We start from the raw sequence: 25,489 nt of genomic DNA on the forward strand, positions 1-25,489 counted from the left end.
TTCACGTCGAGCGGAACTGAACCGGGCCCCGAGCGCGGCCCGTCGGACGGACCACGCCCGGGGCCCGCCCCAGGAGGTTTCGGAAGCTCGTCAGGCAGCCGTCAGGAGGCCTTCAGCTCCTTGACCAGGTGCTCGAAGCGGAGGTCGGGCCGCAGCGGGACGCCGAAGCGCTCGTCGCCGTACGGGAACGGGCTGAACTCGCCGGTGCGGCGGAAGCCCCGCCGCTCGTACCAGGCGATCAGCTCGGCGCGCTGCTCGATCACCGTCATCTCCATCGCACCGACGCCCCACTCCTCCCCGGCCAGCCGCTCGGCCTCGGCCAGCACCGCCCGGCCGACCCCGCCGCCCTGCAGGCCCGGGCGCACCGAGAACATGCCGAAGTAGGCGCGCTCGCCACGCCGCTCCAGCTGGCAGCAGGCGACCAGCTCGCCACCGCGCTCGGCCAGCAGCACCAGCCCCTCGGCGTGGCCGACGGCCTCCGCGACGGCCTCGGGGTTGGTCCGCCGCCCGGCCAGCAGGTCGGCCTCGGTGGTCCAGCCGGCCCGGCTGGCGTCACCCCGGTAGGCGGACTCGACCAGCTCGACCAGGGCCGGGACGTCGGCGGGCGTGGCCGGCCGGAAGACGGGCTCCCCCACGGGTCGGGCGTCGTCGGTGGTGGTGTCGGTCATGGCTGGTCCTCTCCTCCGTGCTGCGGCGCGGCCCCGTTCCGGCCGGCCCGCGGGCATCGTGTCACAGCGCCCGGGCCGCCCTCGGGGCCGGGGACCGGCAAGACCGGCAACGGGTGTTGCCGCTGGGGCCGATCCGGCACCTGTGGCGTCGGTTCACGATGTGTCCCGAGATGCCTGGCGGTACGGCCGGGGGCCTGGCTACTGTTCGGTACGGCCGCGCCAACCCCCGGCCGTACCGGGCCACTTGGGCCCTTCCCGCACCGGACCAGAGGAGTGCTCATGCCCCGCTCTTCCCGCTCCGCCCGCACCACCCCCGGCACCGCCACCGCCCGCACCGCCACCGCCCGCACCGCCACCGCCCGCACCGCCCGTCGGCTGCCCGCCGCGGCCGCGCTCGCCGCCGCGACCGCCCTGGCCGCCGGCCTCGTCGCCCCGGCCGCACCCGCGTTCGCCGACCAGGACACCAGCGTCGGCCACAGCGTCGCCGCGGCCGCCGCCGTCGCCCCCGTCGCCGAGGGCACCGCCGCCTTCCACCCGGACCGCGACTTCGCCGGCTCCACCGTCGCCGCCCACGAGGGCCGCACCGCCGCCGCGCCCTTCGCCTCCCTCGCCGCCACCCAGACCCCCGGGCTGGACGTCGCCAGCTACCAGGGCAACGTCGCCTGGTCCTCGGTCGCGGCCAACGGCGCCAAGTTGGCCTATGTGAAGGCCACCGAGGGCACCGGGTACACCAACCCGTACTTCGCCCAGCAGTACAACGGCTCCTACAACGCCGGCCTGATCCGCGGCGCCTACCACTTCGCGCTGCCGAACGCCTCCTCCGGCGCCACCCAGGCCAACTGGTTCGTGAACCACGGCGGCGGCTGGTCCGCCGACGGCAAGACCCTGCCACCCGCACTGGACATCGAGTACAACCCCTACGGCGCCACCTGCTACGGCCTCAGCCAGAGCGCCATGGTCAGCTGGATCCGCGACTTCAGCAACACCGTGCACTCCCGCACCGGCCGCTACCCCACGATCTACACCACCACCAACTGGTGGACCCAGTGCACCGGCAACAACGGCGGCTTCGGCACCACCAACCCGCTCTGGGTCGCCCGCTACGCCTCCACCGTCGGCACCCTGCCGAACGGCTGGGGCTACCAGACCTTCTGGCAGTTCGCGGACTCCGGCACCTTCCCGGGCGACCAGAACTACTTCAACGGCGCCGCCGACCGCCTGCGCGCCCTCGCCCTCGGCTGACACACCCGCGGACGCGGAAGCACCCGCACGCACCGGTGCGGGGCGCCGCAGCGCGCCCCGCACCGGCTCGGCCTCCGAGCAACCCCCGCGCGTGCGGGGCCGACTCGTCCCGGTACGGGACGGGGGTTCGCGGGGCGTTCGGGTGCTTGATCGCCTGCCGGCCCTCGGGATCGTGGATCGTGGATCGTGGATCGTGCAGGAGACCGTCGACACGCCCCGTTCGCCACCCGCGGGAAAGAATTTCCCGCCGACGTTGAACCGTTCCCCTTCGGGACTCGTGTGAAGGGTGCCCGGGCGGCCACCGCCCGGATCGTCAAACACCCACTCTCCAGGGGGAGTTCGCCATGCCGAAGTTCGCCACGCCCACGTTCGCCCGGCCCGGGTTCACCGCGCGCCGGATGCTCGCCGCCACCGGCGTCGCCGTGCTCGCTCTCGCGGCCGGCGCCTGCGGCCCGGACACGGCCGACGGCTCCGGCGGGAGCGCGGCCACGTCCGCCGCCCCTCCGGCCGCGGCCGCCACGTCGTCAGCCCCGGCCACGGGCGGCTCCGGCGGCTCCGGCGGCACCGGCGGGGTCCGGCTCGTGGCCGTGAAGTCGGCCACGCTCGGGCCGGTCGTCACCGACTCCGCCGGCCGGACCCTGTACCGCTTCGACAAGGACACCGCCAAGCCGTCCGCGAGCACCTGCGTCGACGCCTGCGCCGCGAAGTGGCCGCCGCTCACCGCCCAGGACGCGGTCCAGGTCACCGGCGTGGACTCCGCCCTGGTCGGCAGTGTGGCCCGGCCGGACGGGACGAAGCAGGTGACCCTCAACGGCTGGCCGCTCTACCGCTTCGCCGGGGACACCGCGGCGGGGCAGACCAACGGGCAGGGCGTCGGGGGCACGTGGTTCGCGAGCACGCCCGAGGGGAAGAAGGCGCCGGGCACGACCGGGCAGGCCGCGTCGCCGACCGCCGCGCAGAGCGGCGGCTACTCCGGAGGCTACTGACCCCCGTTCACGGCGGCGAGGCGGCCGGCGCCGCCTTGCCCGTGCGGGGACCCGTCGCCCAGACTGTCGCGGTGCACCGGAACCGCAGTCACCACTGGTCGGGGGGTGTCGCCCTCCCGGTCGGCGTCCTGCTCTGCCTCGTCCTGGGGCTGTCGCTGTTGGCGGTCCGGTTCCGGCCCGGCGGGCCGGAACCGGCGTCCGAGTTCGTCGACATCACCGCGGTGGCGGCCACCGCGCCCGCGCCGTCGGCCGTCGGCCCGGACGCCTCCGGCGGCTCGTACGCCCAGGACTGCGGACGCAACCAGGAGGGCCACCGCAACGCCGACAACGTGGTGGTCTCCCCCGGGACGGCGGGCGGCGCCCACCACGTGCACGACTACGTCGGCAACCTCTCCACGGACGCGGACTCCACCGACGACAGCCTCTCCGCGGCTCCGACCACCTGCACCGACGGCGACCGCTCGACGTACTACTGGCCGGTGCTGCGCCGCACCGACCGCGTCGCCCCGGCGCCGAGCACCGCCGTGGCGGCCTCCGACGACCCGCACGACGTCCCCGGCGAGATCCTCGCTCCCGAGCGGGTCTCCATCGAGTACCTCGGAAATCCGTGGTCGAAGGTCGTGCCGATGCCGCGCTTCCTCCGGCTCCTGGAGGGCGACCCTACCGCCGCCACCGACGGCGGCGCCGAGGCCGGCGCCCGCTGGGGCTGTGCGGGATTCACCGACCGCACCACCACCGACCGCTACCCGCTCTGCCCCGCCGGCAGCATGCTCACCCGCACCCTGGACTTCCCCAGCTGCTGGGACGGACGCGGCACCGACAGCCCGGGCCACCGCTCCCACGTGCGGTTCCCGTCCGCCGGCGGCCTCTGCCCGCACGGCACCTTCGCGATCCCGCACCTGCGGGTGACCGTCGGCTACCTCCCGCCCCCACCCCGGGCCTTCGCCCTGGACGCCTTCCCCGAGCAGCGGCACAGCCCGCTCACCGACCACGCCGTGTACATCGGCCTGATGACCGACCGGCAGATGGCCTCCGTGGTGGCCTGCCTGAACGAGAACCGCAACTGTCGGGAATCCGGTTGAACCGGACGGCCGCCGCGTACGTGCTGGACGTGGCACCCGACGACGGAGGAATGGCGGATGGCGAGGACACGACCGGGCGGGCGGCAGGACGCCGCCGACGAGGCACTGATCCGAACGCTCTACGAGCAGCACGGCGGCGCACTGCTCGCCTACGCCGTCCGGCTCACCGGTGACCGCGCGGCGGCCGAGGACGCCGTGCAGGAGACGCTGATCCGGGCCTGGCGCAACCCCGAGGCGCTGACCGAGGCCCGGGGGTCGGTGCGCGGCTGGCTGCTGACCGTTGAGCGCAACCTGATCACCGACCGGTTCCGGGCCCGGGCGGCACGGCCGGCCGAGGTGGCGGAGGTCTCCGAGGCGACGGCCACCGTGCCGGTCGAACGCGACCACGCCGAGGGCGTGGTGGAGACGCTGGTGATGTCGCAGGCGCTGGAACGCCTGTCGCCCGAACACCGCGACGTGCTGCGCTCGATCTACTTCCAGCGGCTGTCGGTCACCGAGGCCGCGGAGCAACTGGGCATACCCGCCGGGACGGTCAAGTCCCGCGCGCACTACGCGCTCCGGGCGCTCCGGCGCTCGTACACCGACAGGACGGGGACGTGGCAGGAGGTGTCGGTGTGACCAGGGACGACGCGGGCATGGGCGGCATGGGCACGGAAGATGTGAACACGAACGGTGCGGGTGCGGACGGCATGGGCACGGAGGGTACGGGCCCGGTGTCGCACGAGCGGATCGCCGAGCTCGTCGGCGCCCACGTGCTGGGTGTGCTCGATCCGGACGAGTCGGCGGCGGTCGAACGACACCTGGCCGACTGCCCCGCTTGCCGACAGGAGGTGGCCGAGTTGCGGGAGTTGGAGACCGTCCTGGGCGAGGTACCGCCCGAGCTACTGGTGGACGGCCCGCCGGCGGGCGGTGACCTGCTGCTGCAGCGGACCCTGCGGCAGGCACGGGCGGAACGCGGCGCGTCGCTGGTCCGGCGCCGGACCCGGATCGGCGCGGTCGCGGCCGTCGCGGCGGTGGCGGCGCTGGTCCTCGGGATCGCCGTGGGCCGCGGCACGGTCACCGCACCGCCGGTGGCCGCCGGCCCGGCCCCGACCGCAGCGCCGACCGCGACCGTCACCCCGCCGCCGGCCGGGACCAGGACCGGCTCCGTGACGGATCCGGCCACCGGTGCCCGAATGACACTGACGATGACCCCGGCGATGGGCTGGGTGCGGGTGAACGCGGCGGTCACCGGAATCCCGGCCGGCCAGCGCTGCCACCTGGTGGTCAACGCCAGGGGTGGGGCGACGTCGGACGCGGGCAGCTGGCTGGTCTCCGCTGTCGGCGCCAAGTCCGGTACCACGTTGGACGGTTCGGCGATCGTCACGCCGGATGACGTGGTCTCGGTGTCGGTCGTCAACGAGTCCGGGCAGACTTTCGTGACGGTCCCGGTGTAGGGCCCGCCCCGACGACGCCCCGGTGTCCCGGTCGACACCGGGAGGCCCGGCCGCGCCGACTGCTCCGGGAGCAGTCCGGCGCGGCGGTCGGCGGCGGTCGGCGGCGATCGCCGCGTACTCGGGAGAACGTGAGGAGAACTCGTGTCACTGAGGCCGCACTTCAACGGCGCCGCCGACCGCCCGCGCCCTCGGCTGACACGCCCGCGCCCGCGCCCGCAGACGCAAACGCAGACGCACGCACCGGTGCGGGGCGCCGCAGCGCGCCCCGCACCGGCCTGTCGGACCGAAGAGAAGGTTCACAGGGCCTTGAGGCCGTCCAGGAGCCGCTGGCCGTCGATGCTGCCGAGGCCGGTGCACGGGTCCCAGCCGGGCCCGGAGGCGTAGGCCCCGTTGCTGCCCTGGGTGACGTCCCGCAGCACGCCGGTCGCGAACTTGGCGTAGAGCAGCGGGTTGAGGAAACCGACCTGGGCGGAGCCGGGCAGTCCCTGGTTGATCCGGGCGAGCAGGGCGGACCACATCGGGGCGGAGGCGCTGGTGCCGCCGATCTGGTTGAAGTGCACGCCGTCCACGCTCGGGATGACCACGCCGGTACGGGGGTCGGCCAGCCCGGACACGTCGGGCACGCCGCGCCCGTGGCCGTGCGGCGGGTTGACGGAGGGCGGCACGTGGACGGCGGCCTGGAAGGGCGGCACCGGGAAGACCTTGCTGATTCCGCCGCCGGTGCGGCTGCCGGGGCCGTCGTCCCAGCAGACCTCGCTGACGACCTTCCCGTGGTCGACCACCAGACTGGTGCCGCCGATGCCGAGCACGTGCGGGCTGGACGCCGGGAAGTCGGCGTGGGCGCGCTCGTCGTCGGCCTGGTCGCGGGAGCCGTCGTCGCCCGAGGCGCAGCAGATGCTGATGTTCTTCTCGGCCGCGTTGGCGAAGGCGGCGTCGACCCGCTTCATCGCCCCGGCCGTCCACCGGCCGCCCGGGACGGCCTCCAGGTTGCCGTAGCTGGAGGAGATCACCGTGGGCCGGTTCTCGGTGTCGTTGACGATCCGGGTGATCACGTCCACCCAGCCCTGTTCGGTGAAGGCGCTGAAGTAGACGACGATCTTCGCCTTGGGTGCGAGGGCGCCGACGATCGCCAGGTCGAGCATGATCTCGCCGCTGGTGTCGGCCGTCTCGAAGTCGGCGTCCTGCCCCGGTTCATTGCCGGGGGTGCCGACGCCCGGGATCACCACGTTGGTGATGTCCGGCATGTCCTGGTGCAGGACGTTGACGAAGTAGTTCCGCAGTGCCTTGAGCGAGTAGCCGCCGGACGGGATGCCGGGCGGCGTCTCGCCGTTGAAGGCGAGGACGGCGATGCACTGCCCGCTGCCGTCGGTGCCGGCCGGGTAGGCGTACGGCGCCTGCAGCTGCGGCGGGAGGAAGGCGCCCGGGCGGACGGTCGGGGCGGCGTGCGCCACCGGGACGGTGTCGGCGGCCCGGCGGATCAGCAGCCGTGCGCCGATCGGCCGGTCGTCCAGGCCGAAGACCCCGGTGACGATGCCGTCCAGCTCGGCGGGCAGGTAGATCTGGCCTTCCCGGCCGCGGTACGTCCGGGGGTTCCCGCCGGCGTCCTGGTAGCGGTAGCGGGCCAGGGTGACCCGGAAGGCGTCGGCGACGTCCTGGGTGGTGCCGGTGAGCTGGATGCTGCGGGCCATCGGGTCGGGGTTGTCGACCTTGAGGTCGTGCAGGGCGGCGAAGTCCTCGACCGCCCTGAGGTCGGAGTCCAGCCACCGGTGGGCCGCGGCGTACTGGTCGTCGGTGGGCAGCGAGCGCCTGGTCGGCGCCTGGAGCGCCAGCTGGTAGACGTCCGGCCGGGCCGGCGCGTCGGGGGCGCGCCGCAGGTAGACGGTGACGGTCAGGGGGGTCTGGGAGTGGGCCGGTCCGATGACCCGCGCTCCGCCGAGCGGAACGCGGGAGCTGTCCGGCAGCGCCACGTAGTGGGTGCTCGACATGATCGCTCCAGCGGTCGGGGCTGCGCCGGGAGCTCGCGACGGTGGGTCGTGCGCTTTCGACTGTCCGTATACGGCACACGCTTATGTCGTATACGGACAGCGTCTCTCCGGTCCCGCGCGACGTCAAGCGGTGCCGCCCCCGGCCGGAACCGGGGGCGACACCTCGCTTCTACCTTTCGGCACCGGGTCAGAGCGCCCCGGAGGCGAGCGGGCGAGTCACCCGCCCCGAGCCGCGTCATGGGCGAGCGGGCGAGTCACAGCTAGCCCTCGATGCGGTGCTGGCTCCAGAAGGAGGTCAGGTCCACCGTGGTGGCGGCCTGGGCCGCAGCCTTGAACTCAGCGGTGGTGGAGACGCCGTACCAGTGCGACTGTGCGTAGCCGCGCAGCAGCGTGGTCATCGCGCTGTCGCCGATGGTGCGGCGCAGGTCGTGCAGGGCGCACTTGCCGTAGCCGTAGACGACCGTGGAGTAGCGGGAGGAGTTGGCGTCCCAGTAGGCCATGGAGTTGGTGATCTTCTCCGCCGCCGAGGCCCAGGAGACGCTGTTCCAGCAGCCGTTGCCGGTCTTGCCGAGGGCGAGGTCGGTGGCGTAGTCGGTGAAGGCCTCGTCCAGCCAGGGGGCGTTGTACTCGTCGTCGCCCACGATGCCGTAGAACCACTGGTGGCCGATCTCGTGGGTGAGCGCGGTGGTGCTGACCAGGTCGAGGACGAAGCCCGGGTACTCCATGCCGCCGAACCAGAAGTTGTTGTCGATCACCGCGTCCAGTTCGCCGTACGGGTAGGCGCCGAAGCGCTGGGCGTGGGCGTCGACCGCCGAGGTCGCGGTGGTGAGCATCGACTTGGAGTCGGCGGCGCTGATCCCCGACACCGAGTAGACGTTGACCTTCACCCCGGCCGCCGAGGTGCCGGAGATCTTGGTGAACGGCCCGGCGCCCCAGGCGAAGTCGCGCACCTTGCTCGCGGTGGCCTTGGTGACGGTCCGTCCGGCCGCGCCGGGGGTGTCCACCGAGGTGCCGGTCGCGGGCACCAGCAGGCCGGTCGGGTGGTCCAGGGTCACGGTGAAGTCCGCGGCCACCGAGTAGAAGGACTCGCCGTTGTTGGTGTAGGGGTCGAGGTGCCAGCCGGCCGCGTCGCGTATCGCGAGGACGGGCAGGGCGTTGCCGAGGAAGTTGTACGCGCCGTCGTGGCCGAAGCGGTCGGCGCCGCTGGGCACGGTGATGCCGAGGTCGAAGCCGACGGTGCCGCTCTGGCCCTGCGCGAGCGGTGCCGGCAGGGTGACCTTGAGCGCGGTGCAGTTCACGCTGAGCGGGGCGGGGGTGCCGCCGGTCACGTTGGTCACCGTGATCGGGGTGCTGGGGCAGCTGCCGTGGGCGTTGTCCCACAGCCGCAGGTACACCTCGGTGAGCGGCGTGGGCGAGGCGTTGCTGAAGGTGACGCTCTCGTGCCCGCTCCAACTGCCGCCGGAGGCGTCACTGGTGAGGTTGACGGTGTACCCGGGGGCGGCCGGGGTGCGGGTCGGGTCGCCGGGCTGGGGCGGGGTGGTGCCGCCGGAGGCGTCCAGGGTGACGTCGTCCAGCACGAAGCTGGTCTGCAGGCTGGAGTCCTCGGTGCCGGTGAAGGAGAGCGTCGCGGTCTGGCCCGCGAAGGCGGAGACGTCGACGGTCTTGTGCACGTACCCGCTCTGGGCGTCCAGGTTGGAGTAGGTGGCCAGCGTGGTGGAGCCGAGTTTGACGGTCAGCTTGTCGTAGGCGGTGGAGGTGGTGGTCTCGGCGGTGTCGATGTGCAGCCAGAACCCGAGCGTCGCGGTGCCGCACCCGGCGGGGAGGGTGACGGACTGCGTGAGGGTGTCGGTGTGGGTCGAGCCGTTGCCGTCGAGCCAGACGTAGGAGCTGCCGGAGTGGGCGCTCTGGCCGCTGTCGGCGGTGATCGCGCCGCTCGACGCCGTCCAGGGCGAACTGCCGGACTCGAAACCGCCGTTGGCCACGACCTGGGCGGGCGTGCAGTCCGCGGCGCTCGCCACCGTGGGGGTGGCGAGCGCCGTGAGGCCGGCGGCCGCGAACAGGGCGGCGCCGGTCAGGGCAGGCAGGAGTCTTCTCATCGGGACCTCTCGTGGGGAAGCGGGCCGGGAGCAGCAGCGTGACAGCAAACCCGCACCTTTGAAAAGGTCATGACATCAAGCGGAACGCGAACCCCGAAGACCCCTCACGACCCCGAGAGGCCCCGAGAGGCCCCGAGAGGCCCCGAGGGACCCGCGCGGGGAAGGTCAGCGCGGGAAGGTCAGCGCGGGAACGTCAGCGCGGGTCGACCAGCTCCTGCGCGAAGACCGTGCCGAGCGGCTCCGGGCCGATGTACTGCTGGCAGTTGCAGGGCCGTGCCTCGTACTGCAGCGGACGGCGGTCGGCGTCCCAGGCGGTCGGGGCCTCGACGACCTCGTGGCAGCGCCCCTGCTTGTCGTGCTTGGCCAGGTGGTGGGTGCAGCCGCAGATCGGCTCCGGCGGCCGGTTCGCCGCCTCCAGCGCGGCGTGCTTGCGCTCGGTGGCGGCGAGCACCTCCATCTTGCGCTCGTGCCGCACCTTCAGCGCCTGCCGGGCGTCCTTGACGATCCACCCGCTGCCGTACAGCACGACGGGCAGCACCCACCACATGCTCAGGACATGGTCCACTGAACTCTCCCCCGATCGGGCCTATTCCGGCCGCTGATCATACTGCTGACCAGGGGTTACCGACCCCCGCCGGACGACCGGGCCACGGCCAGGCCCGGGGGCCGCCGAGCTCAGCGGATGACCGGCTCGGTGGAGAGCCGGCTCAACGGATGACCGGCAGCACCGCCCCCGCGGTCCGGCCGGTCGCCGCCTCGATGAAGGCCACCGGGTCGGCGACCTCCGCCAGCAGGGCCCGGGTCGCGGCCAGGGCCTCGTCAGCGGGCGGCGGGCCGCCGACGGCCGCGATCAGGTCGAGCAGGTGGACGGTCGCCTCCATCAGCGCCACCTCGCCGAGCGCGCCCAGCCGCACGCTGCCGAGCAGCGGGTGCGCCACCGTGGTGTCCGGCGGCAGGTCGTCGAGTGCGGCCAGGGCGGCCGGCCCCTCGACCCCGAACCGGGCGATCAGTACGGCGGGGTCGGTCCGCCCGGCGGCCTCCTTGGCCGCGTCGGCGATCTGCCCGGCCGCGGTGTGGGCGAGGCCGCCGGGCCGGTTGTAGGCGCGCAGGATCCCGGCGCCGGTGGTGATCCCGGCCGGCGCGTCCAGGACGGCGGCGCGCAGCCCGGTGAACATCTCCGGCACGGGCGCCGCGTGCGCGTACAGCTCCCGGACGGTCCACGCGGGCAGCCGGGTCGGCCGGTCCCAGTCCTCGGCGTCCAGGGCGGCGCCGCGCTGCGCCCAGGAGGTCCAGGCCTGGGCCAACACGGCGCGCAGCGGATCGTTCTGACGGTCCATCGGGTCTCCTCGCAACGGTGGCGGTCACGGAACGGCCCACGCTACCCGGCGTCCAGGAAAACCACTTGCCGCCCCGGGCCCCGGCCGCCAGGATCGGCGCATGACCTCCTCCCCCGCCCGCCCGCTGCCCGTGACCGCCGCCTCTCCGGCCCCGGTCCAGCAGCAGCCCGGCCGTCCCCGGAGGCCCGACGCCGCACGCGCGTGAGGGCCGCGCTGGTCGCGGGGCTGCTCGCCGGGTACGGCGTCGCCGTCCCGGTGGGGGCCGTCGGGGCCTACCTCGTCGCGCTCACCGCGCGGACCTCGCTGCGCACCGGTGCCTGCGCCGCCCTCGGCGTGGCCGCCGCGGACGGGCTGTACGCGCTGCTCGCCGCGGTCGGCGGCGGCGGTCTCGCGCCGCTGCTCGAACCGGTCGCCCGGCCGTTGCGGATCGGCTCCGCGGTGGTGCTGCTGGCCCTGGCCGCCCGTACGGCGCACACCGCTCTGCGCAGCCGGTCCGGGGCCGCCGCCGGGCCCGAACAGCCGCCGCCCACGCCCGCCCGGGCGTTCCTCACCCTGCTCGGGATCACCCTGTTGAACCCGCTCACGGTGCTCTACTTCGCCGCGCTGGTCCTCGGCGGCGGCCGGGACGGGGCGACCTCCGACGCGTTCGCCCGGGCGGTGTTCGTGGCCGCCGCGTTCGCCGCCTCGGCGAGCTGGCAACTGCTGCTCGCCTCAGGTGGCGCACTGCTGGGTCGTGCACTGACCGGCCCACGCGGCCGACTACTCACCGCACTCGGCTCCGCCGCCCTGGTCACCTGGCTCGCCGTCCGACTGCTGGTCGACTGACCAGCGGGGATAGACGAATTGCCGGATCCGCCGGGAGGTAACCGTTTACGCCCGATTCCTACCTTGTATCCTGGTTCTGCATCCGCTGAGTGACATCCGTTGCGGAGAGTTCCGGAGAGTTCCCCTGCGGAAGGACCCGCCGCGGGGCCCCGCCGTCCGCCCGACCGTCTCGGGCCCGGCCGACGACGCTGGCACCGACCGTGAGGAGTGCGGACATGGTTGAGCGGGACGGCACCGAGAAGCGGGGGCGGCTGAGCCGGCCGGTGGTGCTCGACGCCGCCGTGGCCCTGGTCGACCGCGAGGGCCTGACCGCGTTGACCATGCGCAGGCTGGCCACCGAACTGGGCGTCGAGTCGATGGCCCTCTACCGCTACACCCCGGGCAAGGAGGCCCTGCTCGACGGCCTGACCGAGGCCTACTTCACCGAGGTCAACGACCGGCTGCGGACCAGCGCCGCGAACGACCCGCACGGCCCCGAGCGGCGCCGCCCGGAGCGGCGCTCCTCCGACCGGCGCCGGCCCGAGTGGCGGCTGGAACTGCGCCGGATCGCCCGGGCGTTCGCGGACGCCGCGCACGCCCACCCGGAGATCCTGCCGCTGGTGGCGACCCGTCCGCTGACCGTCCCGATGGTGCGGCGGCCGGCGCCGGTGCTCGAACTCACCGAACACATCCTCGCCGTGCTCGGCCGGGCCGGCTTCGACGACGCGACCGCGCTGAGCGTCTACCGCGCCTTCGTCGCCTGGAACCTCGGCAGCCTGCTGGTCGGCAAGCGCCAGGTGGTCGACAACCCGGAGGAGCCGGACCCGGCCCTGCGGATGGGCCTGCACCGGCTGCCCGCCGCCGAGTACCCGCGGCTGCGCGCCCTGGTGCCCCGCTTCCCCGACTTCGACGACGACGAGGAGATGATCCGCGGCCTCGACAGCCTGCTGGACGGGATGCCGCCGCCTCCCCTTGACGCGTTCTACGGCGACGACGCATCCTGAGGATACGAGGTACACGTCGGACATATCCCTTCACATCGGCGCCGCCGGGCGAGCCGCCAGAGACCGCTCCGGCCCCGTACCGACGGCGCCCGGAAGAAGCTCCCCATGTCCGCCGTTCCGAACGCACCACACGACGACATCCTGCGCCTCCGCGTCACCGCCAAGGACCTGGAGACCCTGCGCGCGCTGCTGCGCGAGACCCGCTCCGACACCGGCGGACGCCCGCACCACGAGGCGGACGGCCGCGTCGGCATCGACGTCTACGCCACCGCCGCCCAGGTGCCCGCCCTCGAACGCGAGGGCGTCACGGTCACCCGGGCCGGCAACGCCAGTGAGGCCGGGCGCGCCGCCCAGGCCGAGGTCGGCAGCGGCGACCGGTTCGCCCCCGCCGACGCCGTTCCGCGCGGCCTGGCCGCCAAGCTCGCCGGCTGACCCGGGAGGCCCGTCATGCCGTACCTGAACGTCACCGAGGTCGAGTCCGCCGTGACCAGCCTGGCCACCGCCTACCCGGTCTCCTCCCAGCTCATCACCCTGCCCGAGACCTCGTACGAGGGCCGCACGGCCCACGCCCTGAGGATCGGCACCCTCACCCGCGTCCCCAAGAGCAGCCTGATCATGATCGGCGGCGTGCACGCCCGCGAGTGGGGCAGCTGCGAGGTCCTCATCCACTTCGCCGCCGACCTGCTGGAGGCCCACCGCGACGGCACCGGCCTCGGCTACGGCGGCACCACCTTCACCGCCGACCAGGTCGAGATGCTGGTCAACCGGCTGGACCTGGTGATCTTCCCGCTGGTCAACCCGGACGGGCGGCGCTACAGCCAGACCGTCCAGTCGATGTGGCGCAAGAACCGCAACCCGGCCAACGCCGGCGGCAGCCCGAACCCGGACTGCGTCGGCGTCGACCTCAACCGCAACTACGACTTCCTCTTCGACTTCACCACCGCCTTCGACCCGAGCGCCGACCCCCAGGTGTCGACGAACCCGTGCGACCCGCAGGTCTACTGCGGCCCGAGCGCGTTCTCCGAGCCGGAGACCCGCAACGTCCGCTGGCTGCTCGACCAGAACCCGCAGACCAGGTGGTTCATCGACGTCCACAGCTACGCGCAGGACATGCTCTACAACTGGGGCGACGACGACAACCAGTCGGTCGACCCGGACATGAACTTCCGCAACTCCCAGTACGACGGCAAGCGCGGCCTGCCCGGCGACCTGGCGTACTCCGAGTACATCCCCAAGGGCGACGAGGACACCGCCCGGCTGCTCGCCGAGGCCTTCTGCCAGGGCGTGCAGGGCGTGCGCGGCGTGCCGTACAAGCCGATGACCGGCTTCCACCTCTACCCCACCAGCGGGACCAGTGACGACTACGTCTACGCCCGCCACTTCACCGATCCCGACCGGGGCAAGGTGCTCGGCTTCACGATCGAGTGGGGCAACGACCAGGCCCAGTCGCCCAACCCGTTCCACCCGCCGTGGGCGGAGATGAAGAAGATCGTCCTCGACGTGGACGCCGGGCTGGTGCAGTTCTGCCTGGCCGCCCTCTGAACCGCCCCTGTCCGCCCCCGAACCACAGTGCCCGACAGCAGGGCGCCCGCCACGACCAGGTCGTGGCGGGCGCCTTGGGCTGTGAACCGTACGAGCCCTGTGGGCTCAGGCGGCCCGGTGGAAGAAGAACGGGTCGATGGACGGCGGGACCCTGGTCACGCCGTCCGTGCTGAGCAGTTGACGGGTGGTGAAGTTGGCGTTGCGCTGGTACGTCACGCCCACCGGGAAGTTGGCCCGGTCCGGCGTGTTGTTGCCGCAGAAGATCCCGTAGAAGTCCTTCCCCACGGTGATCATCCGGATGTAGTCGCCGAGGTAGGGCAGCTGGCCGCCGGCCCGCGGGACGTCGCCCGGCGCCTGGTGCAGCACATGGCTCTCGACGGTCTGGAACCCGTCGTCGGACAGCTCCAGCACCGTCGACCACTGGCCGTGGGCCAGTTGCTGGTAGACCAGGCCGACCAGGCCGTCCTCGTTGACCGCCAGCGACGGGTTCTTGCCGTTGACCACGTCCGGGTGCCCCGTGGACCAGCTCTGGCCCCGGTTCGCCGAGTGCAGGACGTGCAGCACGTAGTCGGTGGGGGCCGTTCCGCCGAGGTTGTCGCAGTAGGCGACCCACACGCTGTTGGAGTCCGTGCTGTCCACCGCGACGGACACGTCCGCCCCGGTGCGTTCCTGGCCCAGCGACCGCTGCCTCGGGTCGAAGCGGACCTTGCGGTCGGCGGCGGCCCGCTGGCCCACCTCGCCGTCCGTCGAGTCCAGCAGGGCCTCGAAGGGCGCCGCGCCGACGCCGCCCTTGTCGTCGCGGGTGACCACGAGGTCGAAGGTCTTCTTGGCCCGGTCCACCGGGTCCTCGGCGGTGAAGCTCATGAACGCGATGTAGACCGTGCCGTCCGGATGTACGGCGATCCGGATCGGCGGCCCGTCGAAGATCGTGCCGGCGCGCCGGTCGAGCCGGATCGGCCCGAACCCGGCCGGAGCGCCGGCCGTACCGGCGTCGGCCGAGACGTCCACGGTGGCCGTCCCGGTCGGCGAGGAGAAGTCGTTGTTGCCGACGTACACCCGGTCGCTGCTCTGGCCGTTGGCCGCGGCGGTGACGGCGACCACCCAGGGCTGGTCCTCGTCCACCCGGTCGACCAGTACGTTCATCGGAGCGGCCGAGGTGATCTTCGGCGCGCGCAGGATCTGCATGTCGCCGGTCACGCCGTTGAGGATGCCGGTGTAGAGCCGGCCTCCCAGCGAGCCGTAGCCGACGCTGATGTCCCCGGTGCCGAGGCTGCCGTTGCCCGGGACGACGCTGTTCAGCACCCAGGTGTCGCCGCCGTCGGTCGAGACGTACACCGGCGCCATCGATCCGCCCATCGGATCCGGAGTGAAGGCGGTCGCGACCATCTCCTTCGGGTTCTCCGGGTTGACCGCGATGCTGGGCTCACTGTCCAGCAGCGGGTCGCCGCTCAGCGCCTTGGGAGTGATGTCGACGACCTTGATGGTGGGCATGCCGGCTCACCTCCCTTCCTGCAGCACGGCGAGCTTCTGCGCCGGCTGGTAGTCGTCGCCGTCCAGCAGCTGGTACGGCCCCTCGTGCTCCAGCTCGCCCCGGGTCGCGTGCAGCAGCCACAGGCCCAGCTGTCCGGCCTGCGGCTTCGGCACCTGGCGCCAGCGGATGTCCTCGCTGCTGGGGTAGAGGACGGCGATCCGCCCGGGCTCGACCGGGCCGGTCTCGATGTGCGACACCTCGATCGTGGCGCGCCACCAGTGCGGGGCGTGCTCGGAGTAGGCGGGCAGGCCGAGGTCCTCCAGACCGACCACGCTGCCCAGCACCACGGCGTCCGCGGACGCGGCGTGCGCGGCGATGTCCTGGTTCCGGATCGTGCGCTGCACCGAGGAGAACGGCAGCTCGTCGGCCGTGGTCGCGGCCAGCGCCACATGGCGCTGGACGGCCCCGGCGGGCAGCCGGCCGAGCTCGGTCACGCCCAGGCCCTCGCCGTAGACCAGGCCCTGGGTGAAGAACGCCGCGGAGTCGCCGACCGAGAGCAGGTCGGCGTCGGGCGCCAGTTGGACGGTGACCTCGCTGCCCGCGAGCTGCCTGAAGGCGGCGGGCGCGTGCAGCACCTCGTCCACCTTCACCACCGCGGTGCGTTCGTTCCGGTCCTCGACCGGGATGGCGGCCAGTGAGGTGCCGCCGATCCTGGTCACGGTGCCGCGGAAACTCAGCGGCGCCTGCCGGACGAGTTCGGTGAGCCGCTCGTGGGAGACGGCCCCTGTTGCGTCACTCATGACGGTCCTCCGCTTCCCTCACCGCGCGGCGCGGACCGAGGACGGGTGCGCCCGGCGCCACTCGATCCGGGCACCGAGCAGGCAGGCGGCGGTGACGGCGGCCGCCACGGCGACCACGAGCCACTCCGCCGCGCCGCTGCCGGCGTCCGGGTCGAGGCCGAACAGCGTCTCGATCCACTCCGGCCACACCAGGGTGAGCAGGAACAGCAGTCCGGACAGCCCGCCGAGGGCCGTCTCCAGCCAGAAGCGGGGCCGGACCGGATTCGTTTGTCGGAAGGGCATCACTGCGCCTCCCCTTCTCCAACCGCCCGGGCCACGCCGTGACGCGGCACGCGCCGTTGTCCTGCCGCCGCGTGGGGCGGCAGGACCCGGCCGGGCCGGCCCGGGTCGGGGGTTGGTCCCGTTCGGCGCCGCCGGTCGGGGGGCGTGGTCGCCGCGGGAGCTGATCTGCTTCGATCCGCAGCGTCGGGGCTGCGGTGGGAGTGCGTCAGGGAGGGTCCGCAGGATCACCCTGCGTAGCCGGCTGAGCGCTGTACGCCTACGAGGCACACGTACGTCGTATACGAGTCTGCTCGCACCCCGTGAGCAGGTCAAGGGCGGTCCGGCCGGGGGTACGGCGGGGGGGTGCCGCGGGGCCGCCTCCCGGAGGGCGGGCCGAGCCTGCCGGAGGGCTTCCCGGTCAGAGCCGGGCGCCGAGCATCCGCAGCACCAACTCGCCGTAGCGGCGGCCGAGTTCCTCGGGCGTCTCGGTCGAGCGGTCGGTGTACCAGCGGGACACGTCGATGCCCAGCGAGGTGACCGCGCGGGCCGCCGTCCGCACCTCCGAGACCTGGAACTCGCCGGCCGCCGCGCCCGCCTCGATCAGCGCGCTGACCTCGCGCTCGATGTCCAGCCGCAGCGCCGCGACCACCGCGTACGCGTCCTCGGGCAGCGCGTGCAGCTCGTAGTTGACCACCCGGCCGACCGTCCGGGCCCGGGCGTGCCAGGCGGTGAACTGCTCGACCAGCCGCCGCATCCGCTCCGCCGGGCCGCCCTCGCCGGCCACCGCCTCCCGGACCAGGGTCAGCGTGGCCGCGTGCCCGGCCTGGCTGATCTCGGCCAGCAGCGCGGCCTTCGACTGGTAGTGGATGTACAGCGCGGCCGGGCTCATTCCGGCGGCGGTGGCGATGTCCCGGGTGGTGGTGGCGTGGAAGCCGCGCTCCGCGAACGACTCGGCGGCCGCCCGGAGCAGCCGGTGCGCCGCCTCGGGGCGGGTGCCGGCTCCGGGCAGGGTCGGCCAGAGGTCGGCCATCGGGGTGCTGGTCATGGCGTCATCCTCGCAGAGAACTCGGACCGGAACTCGTACAGGCTTTCCCGTCGGGCCGCCCGCCCGGGCGGCCGCGGACTGTTGACAGGCTCCCGCACCGACACCATGCTGAGCAAGCGCTTAGTCAGCGTAGTCAGCATGGCCAGCTCAGTCGGCAACTCGTGGCCGAGACCCCCGTGGGAAAGGCAGGACGCTCCGTGGTGCACTCCTTCAAGGGCCGGGTGGCCGTCGTCACCGGATCGAGCCGGGGCATCGGCCTCGGCATCGCGCGCGAACTGGTCGACCGCGGCGCCAAGGTCTGCCTCACCGCCCGCAACCCCGAGCCGCTGGCCGAAGCCGTCCAGGACCTCGGCGGCCCGGAGAACGCCATCGCCGTCGCGGGCAAGGCCGACGACCCGGCCCACCAGGAGGAGGCGATCGCCCGCACCCTGGAGGCCTTCGGCCGGCTCGACCACCTCGTCAACAACACCGGCATCAACCCGGTCTACGGGCCGGTCCTCGACACCGACGAGGCCGCTGCCGCCAAGATCTTCGCCGTGAACGTGCTCGGCCCGCTGGCCTGGACCCGCCGCGCCCTCGCCGCCTGGATGGGCGAGCACGGCGGCTCGATCGTCAACGTCGCCTCGATCGCCGGCCTCCGCTCCTCGGCCGGGATCGGCATGTACGGCGTCAGCAAGGCCGCGCTGATCCGGCTCACCGTCGAGCTCGGCGCCGAACTCGGCCCGCGGGGCATCCGGGTCAACGCCGTCGCACCCGCCGTGGTCAAGACCAAGTTCGCCGAGGCCCTGTACGAGGGCCGCGAGGAGAAGGTCGCCGCCGCCTACCCGCTCGGCCGCCTCGGCGTCCCCGAGGACATCGCGGGCGCCGTCGCCTTCCTGCTCTCCCCCGACTCCGGCTGGATCACCGGCCAGACCCTCGTCATCGACGGCGGGGTCACGCTGGGCGGTGGCATGTGAGCGCCGACCTGGCCGGACAGGGCGTCGTGGTGACCGGCGGCGGCCGGGGCATCGGGGCCGCGCTGGCCCGGGCCTTCGCCGCGGCCGGCGCCCGGGTCGCGGTCAACGACCTCGACGCCGGGGCCGCCGGCGCCGTCGCCGAGGAGTGCGGCGGCACCGCCCTGCCCGGGGACGCCGCCTCCGCCGACGGCCTCGCCGACCTGGTCGGCCGGGCCCGCGCGGCCCTCGGCGAGATCGACGTCTGGTGCGCCAACGCGGGCGTCGCCCCGGTCGGCGGGGCCGACGCCGCCGCCACCGCCTGGGCGAGCGCCTGGGAGGTCAACGTGCTCGCCCACGCGCGGGCCGCCGAACTGCTGCTCCCCCGCTGGCTGGAGCGCGGCGAGGGCCGCTTCCTGTCCACCGTCTCGGCCGCCGGGCTGCTCACCATGCTCGGCTCCGCCCCCTACGCCGTCACCAAGCACGGCGCGCTCGCCTTCGCCGAGTGGCTCTCCGCGACCTACCGCCACCGCGGCGTACGGGTGCACGCCCTCTGCCCGCAGGGGGTGCGCACCGACATGCTCGCCTCCACCGGCCCGATCGGCGAGGCGCTGCTGGCGCCCACCGCGCTCGACCCGGAGGACGTCGCAGAGTCCGCGCTCGCCGCGGTGCGCGAGGAGCGCTTCCTGATCCTGCCGCACCCCGAGGTCGCCGAGTACTACCGGGTCCGGGCCACCGACCCGGACCGCTGGATCGCCGGGATGAACCGGCTCCAGCAGGGGCTGGAGAGGAGCGAGCTGCTGTGAGGGCCTGGCAGGTGGAAGAGCTCGGCGAGCCGGCCGCGGTGCTGCGGCTCGCCGAGGACGTGCCGCGGCCGGCTCCCGGCCCGGGGCAGCTGCTGGTCCGGGTGCGGGCCGCCGCCGTCAACTTCCCGGACGCGCTGATGGTGCGCGGGCAGTACCAGGTCCGTCCGCCGCTGCCCTTCACGCCCGGGGTCGAGCTCTGCGGCGAGGTGGCGGACGGCCCCCGGCGGGGCGAGCGGCTGATCGGCAACCCGGTGCTGCCGAACGGCGCCTTCGCCGAGTACGCGCTGCTGGACGCCGCGGCCGCCTTCCCGGCGCCCGAGGCGCTGGACGACGCCGAGGCCGCCGCCCTGCACATCGGCTACCAGACCGCGTGGTTCGCGCTGCACCGCCGGGCCCGGCTGCGGGCCGGCGAGACCCTGCTGGTGCACGCGGCGGCCGGCGGGGTCGGCAGCGCGGCCGTCCAGCTCGGGCGGGCCGCCGGCGCCCGGGTGATCGCGGTGGCCGGCGGCGCGGCCAAGGCGGAGGCGACCCGCGCCCTCGGCGCCGACCTGGTGGTCGACCGTACGGAACGGGACTTCGTGGCCGCCGTCAAGGAGGCCACCGACGGGCGCGGCGCGGACGTGGTCTTCGACCCGGTCGGCGGCGCGGCCTACACCGGCTCCACCAAGTGCGTCGCCTTCGAGGGCCGGATCGTGGTGGTCGGCTTCGCCGCCGGGCAGGTCCCGGCGCCGGCCCTCAACCACGCCCTGGTGAAGAACTACTCGATCCTCGGCCTGCACTGGGGCCTGTACAACACCCACGACCCGGGCGCGGTCCGCGCCGCGCACGACGAACTGACCGCGCTCGCCGCGAAGGGCACGGTCCGGCCGCTGGTGAGCGACCGGGTGCCGCTGGCCGGCGCCGCGGCCGCCGTCCAGCGGGTCGCCGACGGGCTGAGCACCGGCCGGATCGCCGTCCTCGGCGACTGACCCCCGGCTGACCCCCCGACGGTCCCGCCGCACCCGGGAAAGCAGGTGCGGCAGGGCCGTCGCCGCTGCCAGGATGCCCGGATGACATCCGTTTCCGCTGCTCGCGACTCGTTGGAAGGACTTGCTCTCGGGGACGGGTTCGGGGAGCGCTGGTTCCCGCTCTTCCGGTCCCCGCAGGACGCGTTCGAGCAGATCCGGGCCCGGCGCACCCCGGAGGAGGGGCCCTGGCACTGGACCGACGACACCGCGATGGCGCTGTCGGTGTTCGGGATCCTGACCGCCTTCGACGCCGTCCACCAGGAGCGGCTCGCCCAGGCCTTCGGGGCCGCCTACCGGGCCGACTCGGGCCGTGGCTACGGGCACGGCATGCACCTGCTGCTCCCCAAGCTCGTTGAGGAGCCAGGGAGTTGGCGTACCGCCGCGCGGGAGTTGTTCGACGGCCAGGGCAGCCTCGGCAACGGCGCGGCGATGCGGGTGGCCCCGCTGGGCGCCTGGTTCCACGAGGACCTGGACGAGGCGGCGGAGCAGGCGGCGCTGTCCGCCGAGGTCACCCACGCCCACCCGGAGGGCGTGGCCGGGGCGGTGGCCGTCGCCCTGGCGGCGGCACTGGCCGCCCGCGGCCGCTCCGGACCCGCCCCGGTCGGCGCGGAACTGCTGGCGGAGGTGGCCCGGCGCACCCCGGCCGGCGAGGTCCGCGAGGGCCTGCACCGGGCCGCCGACCTGTCCGCGGACACCGAACCCCGGCGCGCCTCCGAGCTGTTGGGCAACGGTCGGCGGATCCGGGCGAGCGACACCGTGCCGTTCGCCCTGTGGTCGGCCGCGCACCACCCGGACAGCCTCGCCGACGCCCTGTGGACCACCGCCGAGGGCCTCGGCGACGTGGACACCACCTGCGCGATCACCGGCGGCGTGGTCGCCGCCCGCACCGGCCTCGCCGACGCGCCGCGGGACTGGCTGGCCTGCCGGGAGCCGCTGCCCGACTGGGTCGCCGCGGCCGCGGCGGAGGCGGCGGCACCTGACCCGCCCTAACGCCCGGCGGCGATGACCTCCAGGGCCGGGCGGGGCTCGCGGCCGAGCAGTGCCGCGAGGTCGCCCGGCCCGCCCGGGCCGGCCAGGAAGCCGTGGGCGATCGCCGAGTAGGTGCCGACCACCATCGGCACCTGGAAGTCCAGCGCGTCCGAGGCCGCCACCGCCGTACGGGTCTCCCCCAGCCTGCCCGGCCGGTACTCGGCGCCGAGCGCCTCGGCCACCTCCGCGCCGCCCACCGCCCGCTCCCCCACCAGCTCGTACGTCCGGCCCGCGTGCTCCTCGGGCCGCAGCGCGACCGTGACCGCCACCTCGGCGAGGTCCGCCCGGGCCACCGCCGCCAGCTTGCCGTCCCCGAGCGGCGCGCCGATCACCCCGTCCGGGCCGGGCGCGGCGATCGCGCCCAGCAGCTCGGCGTACAGGCCGTTGCGCAGCACCGTCCAGCGCAGGGTGGCGGAGGCGCGCAGCCGGCGCTCGGTCCAGCGGTGGGCGAGGGCGTACGGCAGGTGGTCGCCGTCGCCGGAGAGGCTGGTGTAGACGACGTGCTCGACCCCGGCCCGCTCCGCCGCCTCGATCACCGCGCCGTGCCGGGCGATCACCACGTCGTCCTCGGCGGCGCCGGCCGAGATCAGCAGCAGGGTCCGTACGTCCTTGAACGCCTCCGCGAGCGTCTGCGGCCGGTCGAAGTCCACCAGCCGGGCGGGCACCCCGGCCGGCACCCGCTCGGGGGTGCGCGAGCCGGCCACGACCCCCTCGCGTCCGGCGAGCCGCTCCAGGACGAGCGCGCCGAGGCCTCCGTTGACACCGGTGACGAGCAGCATGGGGTTCCCTCCGGGGATGATCGGTCGTTGGCGACGTGTCCATCCTCGGTAGCCTGGGCGTCCGGCGTAAGGAGGCACTTTCATGTCAGCAGGGCACACCGCGGTAACCACCACCCCCCGTCCGGTGGTCTGGTGCGAGGACGGCGTGGACTGCGGGATCCGCGACCTGCTGGACCGCCTGGGCGACAAGTGGTCGGTCCTCACCGTGGTCGAACTCGCCCAGGGCGTACGGCGGTTCCGCGAACTGCAGCGCGCCCTGCCGGGCATCTCGCAGCGGATGCTGACCCTCACGGTGCGCCGCCTGGAGCGGGACGGCCTGGTCTCCCGGACCGTCCACCCGACCGTCCCCCCGCAGGTGGAGTACGAGCTGACCCCGCTCGGCCACAGCCTGACCCACCTGGTGCGGGCGATGGTGGACTGGTCCTACGGCCACCACGACGCGATCGTCGACTCCCGCCGCGCCTGGGACGAGGCCAACCCGGGCTCGGAGATCCGCTGAGACGGCTCGGCCGAATCAGCCGAATCAGCCGGCGACCTTCACGGTGAGCTGGTAACCACGCTGCTCGGGCGGGCAGTTGAGGGCCTCGCCGCAGCTGGTACGGGTCGCGGTGAGCCGGGCGGTGCCCGGGGCGCGGGCGGTGAAGGAGGCGGCGACCGTGCCGCAGCCGCCGCCCGGACGGCACGAGGGCGACGCGGCGGTGGTCGGGGTGCCGTTCGGCGCCAGGACGTCGGGGGCGGAGCTGGCCGGGGCGGACCAGTAGGTGCTGTGCAGCGTGAGCGTGACGGTCGTGCCGGCCGCGACGTCCACGGTGGTGCGGTCGGCGTGTTCGTCCACCTCGACCGTCGCCCGGCCCGGGGCGGACGAGGTGGCCTGGTCGGACGAAGCGGTGGTGGCCACCGACGGGCTCGTCCCGGTGGTGGTGCAGCCGGTCAGGGTGAGCGCGGCCGCGGCGAGCGCCAGCGCGGCGGCGGGTCTTCTCGGGTTCACGGTGGTTCCTCGTGCCGTAGTAGTGCGAGCGGTGCCGATGGGACGCACCGGTGGCCGATTCGGATCCAAGGAAACGGCACCGGGGCGGGCGCTGGGCCCACCCCGGTGCGTTCGGCGCGCCGCTCGTCAGGAGACGGTCACGTCGTCGTAGTAGGTGTAGGTCGGGTCACCCGGGTAGTTGTCGTCGTGGTTGCTCAGGGTGAGGGTGTAGGAGTGGCCCGGCGTGACGGTCGCCGTCTTGTTGGTCCAGCTGCCGGTGGTGGTGCAGGTCTTGGCGAGGACCGTGGTGGTCGTGCCGGTGGTGTTGTCCTTCAGGGTGGCGGTGGCCCAGTCGTAGGTGACGGTGTCGTCGCAGGTGTTGCTGTACCAGAAGGACAGCTTGCTGGAGCCGGTCGGCGCGGTGAAGGTCTGGGCGATGGAGGAGTCACCGGTCGGGCTGGTGGAGCCGACCATGGCGCCGTAGCCGCCGCTGTGGGCGGCGGAGGCCGGCGCGGAGGTGGAGCCGGCGGCGGTCCAGCCGGTCAGGTTGCCGGTCTCGAAGGTGCCGTTGGTGACGGCGGTGCCGCCGCCCCCGCTCGTGGACTCGGTCCAGGAGAAGCCGGTGCTGCCGGCGGCGCCGGTGGTGTCGGTCGCGGTGACCGTGACGCTGGAGGTGCCGGCGGCGGTCGGGGTGCCGGAGATCAGGCCGGTCGAGGAGTTGATCGACAGGCCGGCGGGCAGGCCGGTGGCCGTGTAGGTGAGGGTCTGGCCGGAGGCCGAGTCGGTGGCGTTGATCTGCAGGCTCGCCGCGGTGCCGACGGTGCCGCTCTGGCTGCCGGGGTTGGTGACGGTGACCGTGTTGCCGTGGGTCAGGATGGCGTGCGAGATCGCGCAGGAGTTGGTGTCGTTGGACCAGCTGGCCTGTTCGGCGTAGCTGCCGAAGGAGCCGAAGGAGATGTTGGCGGCGCCGCCGGTGCTGCCGGGCCGGATCCAGGCGCACTCGTCGGAGTTCTCCTGGCCGTTGTAGCTGCTGCCGGAGACGTGGTTGGTCCAGCCGCCGGCCGGGTTCTGGTCGGACATCATCTCGTGCCACTCGTGGCCCAGCGTCATCGTCCAGCCGTCCAGCGTACCGGGCGAGTTGACGAAGCCGACGCCGCAGTTGGAGCCCGCGTCGATGTTGTACGGCTGGTTGGAGAAGGCGATGTCGCCGTAGGGCGAGCTCGCGGCGCCGCCGGTGAGGGTGGTGTCCCCGTTCCAGTCGTGCCAGGCGCAGTACCCGGTGCTGGGGTTCTGGTAGTCGTCCGGGTTGGTGCCGTGCGGCGACAGGACGATGTAGTACGCGTCCCGGTTGGCGGCGGCGGTGGTGTTGCCGAAGTGCCCGGCGGCCTTGACCGCCTCCTGGGCGAGCTGGTTGCCGGTGGCCTGGCTCGGCGAGGCGGCCGCGTTGTCGTACCAGACGCCGGACAGGACGCCGCCGCTCTGGTACGGGATGAAGTTGGCGTTGGACGGACAGCTGACAGCCCCCGTGGCGACGTTGGGGCCGTCGCACCACTGGGTCAGGTCGGCCGACCAGGTCTCGCCGTTGGTGCCGATGCCCTTGAACATCTGCTGGGTGGCGCCGGCCGCACCCGCCGAGTCGCCCGAGAACTTCGCGTTCCCGTTGGCGTCGGTGGACTGGGTGCCCCACTGGTTGCCGTAGAACACCAGGTAGACCTTGGAGTGCCCGCTCTGCACGCCGATGCCGTCGACGCCGCCGCCGTAGGAGAGCGTCTGCTGGCCGGTCGCGGCGGCCTGGTTGCGGTCGGCGAGCCACTTCTTGTAGTTCTCGTGCTGGGACATGCCGGGAACCGCGCCGTGCCGGTACGGGTGGCCGTTCTGCGGGCTCCAGGGGTTGAACTCGTTGGCGGTGCCGCCCTGCGAGCTGGAGATGTCCTGCGCCGCCGCCGGAGCGGCCGCGCCGGCCAGCCCGGCGGCGGCCAGTGCGAGCGACGCGATCCCGGTGAGCGCCGCGTACTTCGCGCGTCCGGTCCTGTGGGAGTGACCCATGGGTGAGGGTGCCTCTCTTCTGCCGATCGCCCCGCGGCCGTGGGGGCCGGGAACGATCCCTTCGTGGGGGAGGCCGACGGCGCGTTCCGGCGGGAGCCAGGTCCGGTCGAATTCATTCGCACACCCGGAATTGACTTCCCGTCGGCCCTTTCGCCGTCCGCTGG

The 25,489-nt window shown here is 73.8% G+C and carries 26 protein-coding genes; 14 read left to right on the forward strand and 12 right to left on the reverse strand.

Going from position 1 to position 25,489, the window contains the following annotated elements:
* Positions 1 to 101: 101 nt before the first annotated feature.
* A complete protein-coding gene (locus ACYP53_RS23485) occupies positions 102 to 668 on the reverse strand; it encodes a GNAT family N-acetyltransferase (RefSeq protein ID WP_189924547.1) in 567 nt (188 codons plus the stop codon).
* A gap of 279 nt (positions 669 to 947) precedes the next feature.
* Between ACYP53_RS23485 and ACYP53_RS23490 the strand changes: the two genes are divergently transcribed.
* From ACYP53_RS23490 to ACYP53_RS23510, 5 genes are all read left to right on the forward strand, one after another.
* Complete coding sequence (locus ACYP53_RS23490) at positions 948 to 1,910, forward strand: lysozyme (RefSeq protein ID WP_459648836.1); 963 nt, start codon at positions 948 to 950, stop codon at positions 1,908 to 1,910.
* A 344-nt stretch (positions 1,911 to 2,254) separates the two neighbouring features.
* Positions 2,255 to 2,896, forward strand: coding sequence for a hypothetical protein (locus ACYP53_RS23495; protein ID WP_459648837.1), 642 nt, complete (start codon positions 2,255 to 2,257; stop codon positions 2,894 to 2,896).
* Between the two features lie 71 nt (positions 2,897 to 2,967).
* Positions 2,968 to 3,978, forward strand: coding sequence for a DUF1996 domain-containing protein (locus ACYP53_RS23500; protein WP_189924551.1), 1,011 nt, complete (start codon positions 2,968 to 2,970; stop codon positions 3,976 to 3,978).
* A 57-nt stretch (positions 3,979 to 4,035) separates the two neighbouring features.
* Complete coding sequence (locus ACYP53_RS23505; protein ID WP_189924553.1) at positions 4,036 to 4,596, forward strand: sigma-70 family RNA polymerase sigma factor; 561 nt, start codon at positions 4,036 to 4,038, stop codon at positions 4,594 to 4,596.
* Positions 4,593 to 5,414, forward strand: a complete 822-nt coding sequence (locus ACYP53_RS23510; RefSeq protein ID WP_459648838.1) for an anti-sigma factor family protein — start codon at positions 4,593 to 4,595, stop codon at positions 5,412 to 5,414. The genes ACYP53_RS23505 and ACYP53_RS23510 overlap by 4 nt, the downstream gene beginning before the upstream one ends.
* 296 nt (positions 5,415 to 5,710) lie before the next feature.
* Here the strand turns inward: ACYP53_RS23510 and ACYP53_RS23515 are convergent, their stop codons facing one another.
* The 4 genes from ACYP53_RS23515 to ACYP53_RS23530 all read right to left on the reverse strand — a co-directional run bounded on the left by ACYP53_RS23515 (position 5,711) and on the right by ACYP53_RS23530 (position 10,832).
* The gene (locus ACYP53_RS23515; protein WP_189924555.1) at positions 5,711 to 7,399 is read right to left on the reverse strand and encodes a S53 family peptidase; all 1,689 of its coding nucleotides are present in this window, start codon (positions 7,397 to 7,399) and stop codon (positions 5,711 to 5,713) included.
* 260 nt (positions 7,400 to 7,659) lie between these two features.
* A complete protein-coding gene (locus tag ACYP53_RS23520) occupies positions 7,660 to 9,495 on the reverse strand; it encodes a M1 family metallopeptidase (protein WP_459648839.1) in 1,836 nt (611 codons plus the stop codon).
* Between the two features lie 193 nt (positions 9,496 to 9,688).
* Positions 9,689 to 10,042: a hypothetical protein gene (locus ACYP53_RS23525; protein WP_459649815.1), complete on the reverse strand. Its 354-nt coding sequence runs from the start codon at positions 10,040 to 10,042 to the stop codon at positions 9,689 to 9,691.
* 160 nt (positions 10,043 to 10,202) lie between these two features.
* Positions 10,203 to 10,832 carry a maleylpyruvate isomerase N-terminal domain-containing protein gene (locus ACYP53_RS23530; protein WP_459648840.1) on the reverse strand — a complete coding sequence of 210 codons (630 nt, stop codon included), beginning with the start codon at positions 10,830 to 10,832 and terminating at the stop codon, positions 10,203 to 10,205.
* Positions 10,833 to 11,033: 201 nt separating this feature from the next.
* Here ACYP53_RS23530 and ACYP53_RS23535 point away from each other — a divergent pair, with 201 nt between their 5' ends.
* The 4 genes from ACYP53_RS23535 (at position 11,034) to ACYP53_RS23550 (ending at position 14,182) form a co-directional block, all read left to right on the forward strand.
* Positions 11,034 to 11,657 (forward strand): LysE family transporter, encoded by a 624-nt coding sequence (locus ACYP53_RS23535; RefSeq protein ID WP_459648841.1) that lies wholly within the window; start codon positions 11,034 to 11,036, stop codon positions 11,655 to 11,657.
* A 215-nt stretch (positions 11,658 to 11,872) separates the two neighbouring features.
* Positions 11,873 to 12,640: a TetR/AcrR family transcriptional regulator gene (locus ACYP53_RS23540; RefSeq protein ID WP_189924563.1), complete on the forward strand. Its 768-nt coding sequence runs from the start codon at positions 11,873 to 11,875 to the stop codon at positions 12,638 to 12,640.
* Between the two features lie 105 nt (positions 12,641 to 12,745).
* Positions 12,746 to 13,072 (forward strand): hypothetical protein, encoded by a 327-nt coding sequence (locus tag ACYP53_RS23545; RefSeq protein ID WP_189924565.1) that lies wholly within the window; start codon positions 12,746 to 12,748, stop codon positions 13,070 to 13,072.
* A 15-nt stretch (positions 13,073 to 13,087) separates the two neighbouring features.
* Positions 13,088 to 14,182 (forward strand): M14 family metallopeptidase, encoded by a 1,095-nt coding sequence (locus tag ACYP53_RS23550; protein ID WP_189924567.1) that lies wholly within the window; start codon positions 13,088 to 13,090, stop codon positions 14,180 to 14,182.
* Between the two features lie 105 nt (positions 14,183 to 14,287).
* On the opposite strand, the gene ACYP53_RS23555 is transcribed toward ACYP53_RS23550, so the two are convergent.
* The 4 genes from ACYP53_RS23555 to ACYP53_RS23570 all read right to left on the reverse strand — a co-directional run bounded on the left by ACYP53_RS23555 (position 14,288) and on the right by ACYP53_RS23570 (position 17,759).
* Positions 14,288 to 15,673, reverse strand: coding sequence for a hypothetical protein (locus ACYP53_RS23555; protein ID WP_189924569.1), 1,386 nt, complete (start codon positions 15,671 to 15,673; stop codon positions 14,288 to 14,290).
* A 6-nt stretch (positions 15,674 to 15,679) separates the two neighbouring features.
* Positions 15,680 to 16,453 (reverse strand): hypothetical protein, encoded by a 774-nt coding sequence (locus ACYP53_RS23560; protein ID WP_459648842.1) that lies wholly within the window; start codon positions 16,451 to 16,453, stop codon positions 15,680 to 15,682.
* A gap of 18 nt (positions 16,454 to 16,471) precedes the next feature.
* Positions 16,472 to 16,735 (reverse strand): ABC transporter permease, encoded by a 264-nt coding sequence (locus ACYP53_RS23565; RefSeq protein WP_189924573.1) that lies wholly within the window; start codon positions 16,733 to 16,735, stop codon positions 16,472 to 16,474.
* 397 nt (positions 16,736 to 17,132) lie between these two features.
* The gene (locus ACYP53_RS23570; protein WP_189924575.1) at positions 17,133 to 17,759 is read right to left on the reverse strand and encodes a TetR/AcrR family transcriptional regulator; all 627 of its coding nucleotides are present in this window, start codon (positions 17,757 to 17,759) and stop codon (positions 17,133 to 17,135) included.
* A 197-nt stretch (positions 17,760 to 17,956) separates the two neighbouring features.
* Between ACYP53_RS23570 and ACYP53_RS23575 the strand changes: the two genes are divergently transcribed.
* The 4 genes from ACYP53_RS23575 (at position 17,957) to ACYP53_RS23590 (ending at position 21,494) form a co-directional block, all read left to right on the forward strand.
* Positions 17,957 to 18,715 (forward strand): SDR family oxidoreductase, encoded by a 759-nt coding sequence (locus ACYP53_RS23575; protein ID WP_459648843.1) that lies wholly within the window; start codon positions 17,957 to 17,959, stop codon positions 18,713 to 18,715.
* Positions 18,712 to 19,497: an SDR family NAD(P)-dependent oxidoreductase gene (locus tag ACYP53_RS23580; protein ID WP_189924577.1), complete on the forward strand. Its 786-nt coding sequence runs from the start codon at positions 18,712 to 18,714 to the stop codon at positions 19,495 to 19,497. Before ACYP53_RS23575 ends, ACYP53_RS23580 begins: the two co-directional genes overlap by 4 nt.
* Positions 19,494 to 20,465, forward strand: coding sequence for an NADPH:quinone oxidoreductase family protein (locus ACYP53_RS23585; RefSeq protein WP_459648844.1), 972 nt, complete (start codon positions 19,494 to 19,496; stop codon positions 20,463 to 20,465). Before ACYP53_RS23580 ends, ACYP53_RS23585 begins: the two co-directional genes overlap by 4 nt.
* Before the next feature lie 81 nt (positions 20,466 to 20,546).
* Positions 20,547 to 21,494: an ADP-ribosylglycohydrolase family protein gene (locus ACYP53_RS23590; RefSeq protein WP_459648845.1), complete on the forward strand. Its 948-nt coding sequence runs from the start codon at positions 20,547 to 20,549 to the stop codon at positions 21,492 to 21,494.
* Here the strand turns inward: ACYP53_RS23590 and ACYP53_RS23595 are convergent.
* Entirely contained in the window at positions 21,491 to 22,312 is an 822-nt protein-coding gene (locus tag ACYP53_RS23595; protein ID WP_189924582.1) for an NAD(P)H-binding protein, read from the reverse strand. The two genes, ACYP53_RS23590 and ACYP53_RS23595, sit on opposite strands and share 4 nt — an antisense overlap.
* Positions 22,313 to 22,394: 82 nt before the next feature.
* On the opposite strand from ACYP53_RS23595, the gene ACYP53_RS23600 reads away from it, so the two are divergent.
* Positions 22,395 to 22,811 (forward strand): winged helix-turn-helix transcriptional regulator, encoded by a 417-nt coding sequence (locus ACYP53_RS23600; RefSeq protein ID WP_189924585.1) that lies wholly within the window; start codon positions 22,395 to 22,397, stop codon positions 22,809 to 22,811.
* 24 nt (positions 22,812 to 22,835) lie between these two features.
* Here the strand turns inward: ACYP53_RS23600 and ACYP53_RS23605 are convergent, their stop codons facing one another.
* Positions 22,836 to 23,300, reverse strand: a complete 465-nt coding sequence (locus tag ACYP53_RS23605; RefSeq protein WP_459648846.1) for a hypothetical protein — start codon at positions 23,298 to 23,300, stop codon at positions 22,836 to 22,838.
* A gap of 126 nt (positions 23,301 to 23,426) precedes the next feature.
* On the reverse strand, positions 23,427 to 25,325 hold the full coding sequence (locus ACYP53_RS23610) for an Ig domain-containing protein (protein ID WP_459648847.1): 1,899 nt from the start codon (positions 25,323 to 25,325) through the stop codon (positions 23,427 to 23,429).
* Positions 25,326 to 25,489: the final 164 nt, after the last annotated feature.

It is taken from the genome of Kitasatospora sp. Ki12 (assembly GCF_054601375.1).

What these genes read in the sequence shown, in the direction of transcription:
- ACYP53_RS23485 (WP_189924547.1), bottom strand. Translation starts at nt 668, where the DNA reads ATGACCGACACCACCACCGACGACGCCCGACCCGTGGGGGAGCCCGTC.
- ACYP53_RS23490 (WP_459648836.1), top strand. Translation starts at nt 948, where the DNA reads ATGCCCCGCTCTTCCCGCTCCGCCCGCACCACCCCCGGCACCGCCACC.
- ACYP53_RS23495 (WP_459648837.1), top strand. Translation starts at nt 2,255, where the DNA reads ATGCCGAAGTTCGCCACGCCCACGTTCGCCCGGCCCGGGTTCACCGCG.
- ACYP53_RS23505 (WP_189924553.1), top strand. Translation starts at nt 4,036, where the DNA reads ATGGCGAGGACACGACCGGGCGGGCGGCAGGACGCCGCCGACGAGGCA.
- ACYP53_RS23515 (WP_189924555.1), bottom strand. Translation starts at nt 7,399, where the DNA reads ATGTCGAGCACCCACTACGTGGCGCTGCCGGACAGCTCCCGCGTTCCG.
- ACYP53_RS23520 (WP_459648839.1), bottom strand. Translation starts at nt 9,495, where the DNA reads ATGAGAAGACTCCTGCCTGCCCTGACCGGCGCCGCCCTGTTCGCGGCC.
- ACYP53_RS23525 (WP_459649815.1), bottom strand. Translation starts at nt 10,042, where the DNA reads ATGTGGTGGGTGCTGCCCGTCGTGCTGTACGGCAGCGGGTGGATCGTC.
- ACYP53_RS23530 (WP_459648840.1), bottom strand. Translation starts at nt 10,832, where the DNA reads ATGGACCGTCAGAACGATCCGCTGCGCGCCGTGTTGGCCCAGGCCTGG.
- ACYP53_RS23540 (WP_189924563.1), top strand. Translation starts at nt 11,873, where the DNA reads ATGGTTGAGCGGGACGGCACCGAGAAGCGGGGGCGGCTGAGCCGGCCG.
- ACYP53_RS23545 (WP_189924565.1), top strand. Translation starts at nt 12,746, where the DNA reads ATGTCCGCCGTTCCGAACGCACCACACGACGACATCCTGCGCCTCCGC.
- ACYP53_RS23550 (WP_189924567.1), top strand. Translation starts at nt 13,088, where the DNA reads ATGCCGTACCTGAACGTCACCGAGGTCGAGTCCGCCGTGACCAGCCTG.
- ACYP53_RS23555 (WP_189924569.1), bottom strand. Translation starts at nt 15,673, where the DNA reads ATGCCCACCATCAAGGTCGTCGACATCACTCCCAAGGCGCTGAGCGGC.
- ACYP53_RS23560 (WP_459648842.1), bottom strand. Translation starts at nt 16,453, where the DNA reads ATGAGTGACGCAACAGGGGCCGTCTCCCACGAGCGGCTCACCGAACTC.
- ACYP53_RS23565 (WP_189924573.1), bottom strand. Translation starts at nt 16,735, where the DNA reads ATGCCCTTCCGACAAACGAATCCGGTCCGGCCCCGCTTCTGGCTGGAG.
- ACYP53_RS23570 (WP_189924575.1), bottom strand. Translation starts at nt 17,759, where the DNA reads ATGACCAGCACCCCGATGGCCGACCTCTGGCCGACCCTGCCCGGAGCC.
- ACYP53_RS23590 (WP_459648845.1), top strand. Translation starts at nt 20,547, where the DNA reads ATGACATCCGTTTCCGCTGCTCGCGACTCGTTGGAAGGACTTGCTCTC.
- ACYP53_RS23595 (WP_189924582.1), bottom strand. Translation starts at nt 22,312, where the DNA reads ATGCTGCTCGTCACCGGTGTCAACGGAGGCCTCGGCGCGCTCGTCCTG.
- ACYP53_RS23600 (WP_189924585.1), top strand. Translation starts at nt 22,395, where the DNA reads ATGTCAGCAGGGCACACCGCGGTAACCACCACCCCCCGTCCGGTGGTC.
- ACYP53_RS23610 (WP_459648847.1), bottom strand. Translation starts at nt 25,325, where the DNA reads ATGGGTCACTCCCACAGGACCGGACGCGCGAAGTACGCGGCGCTCACC.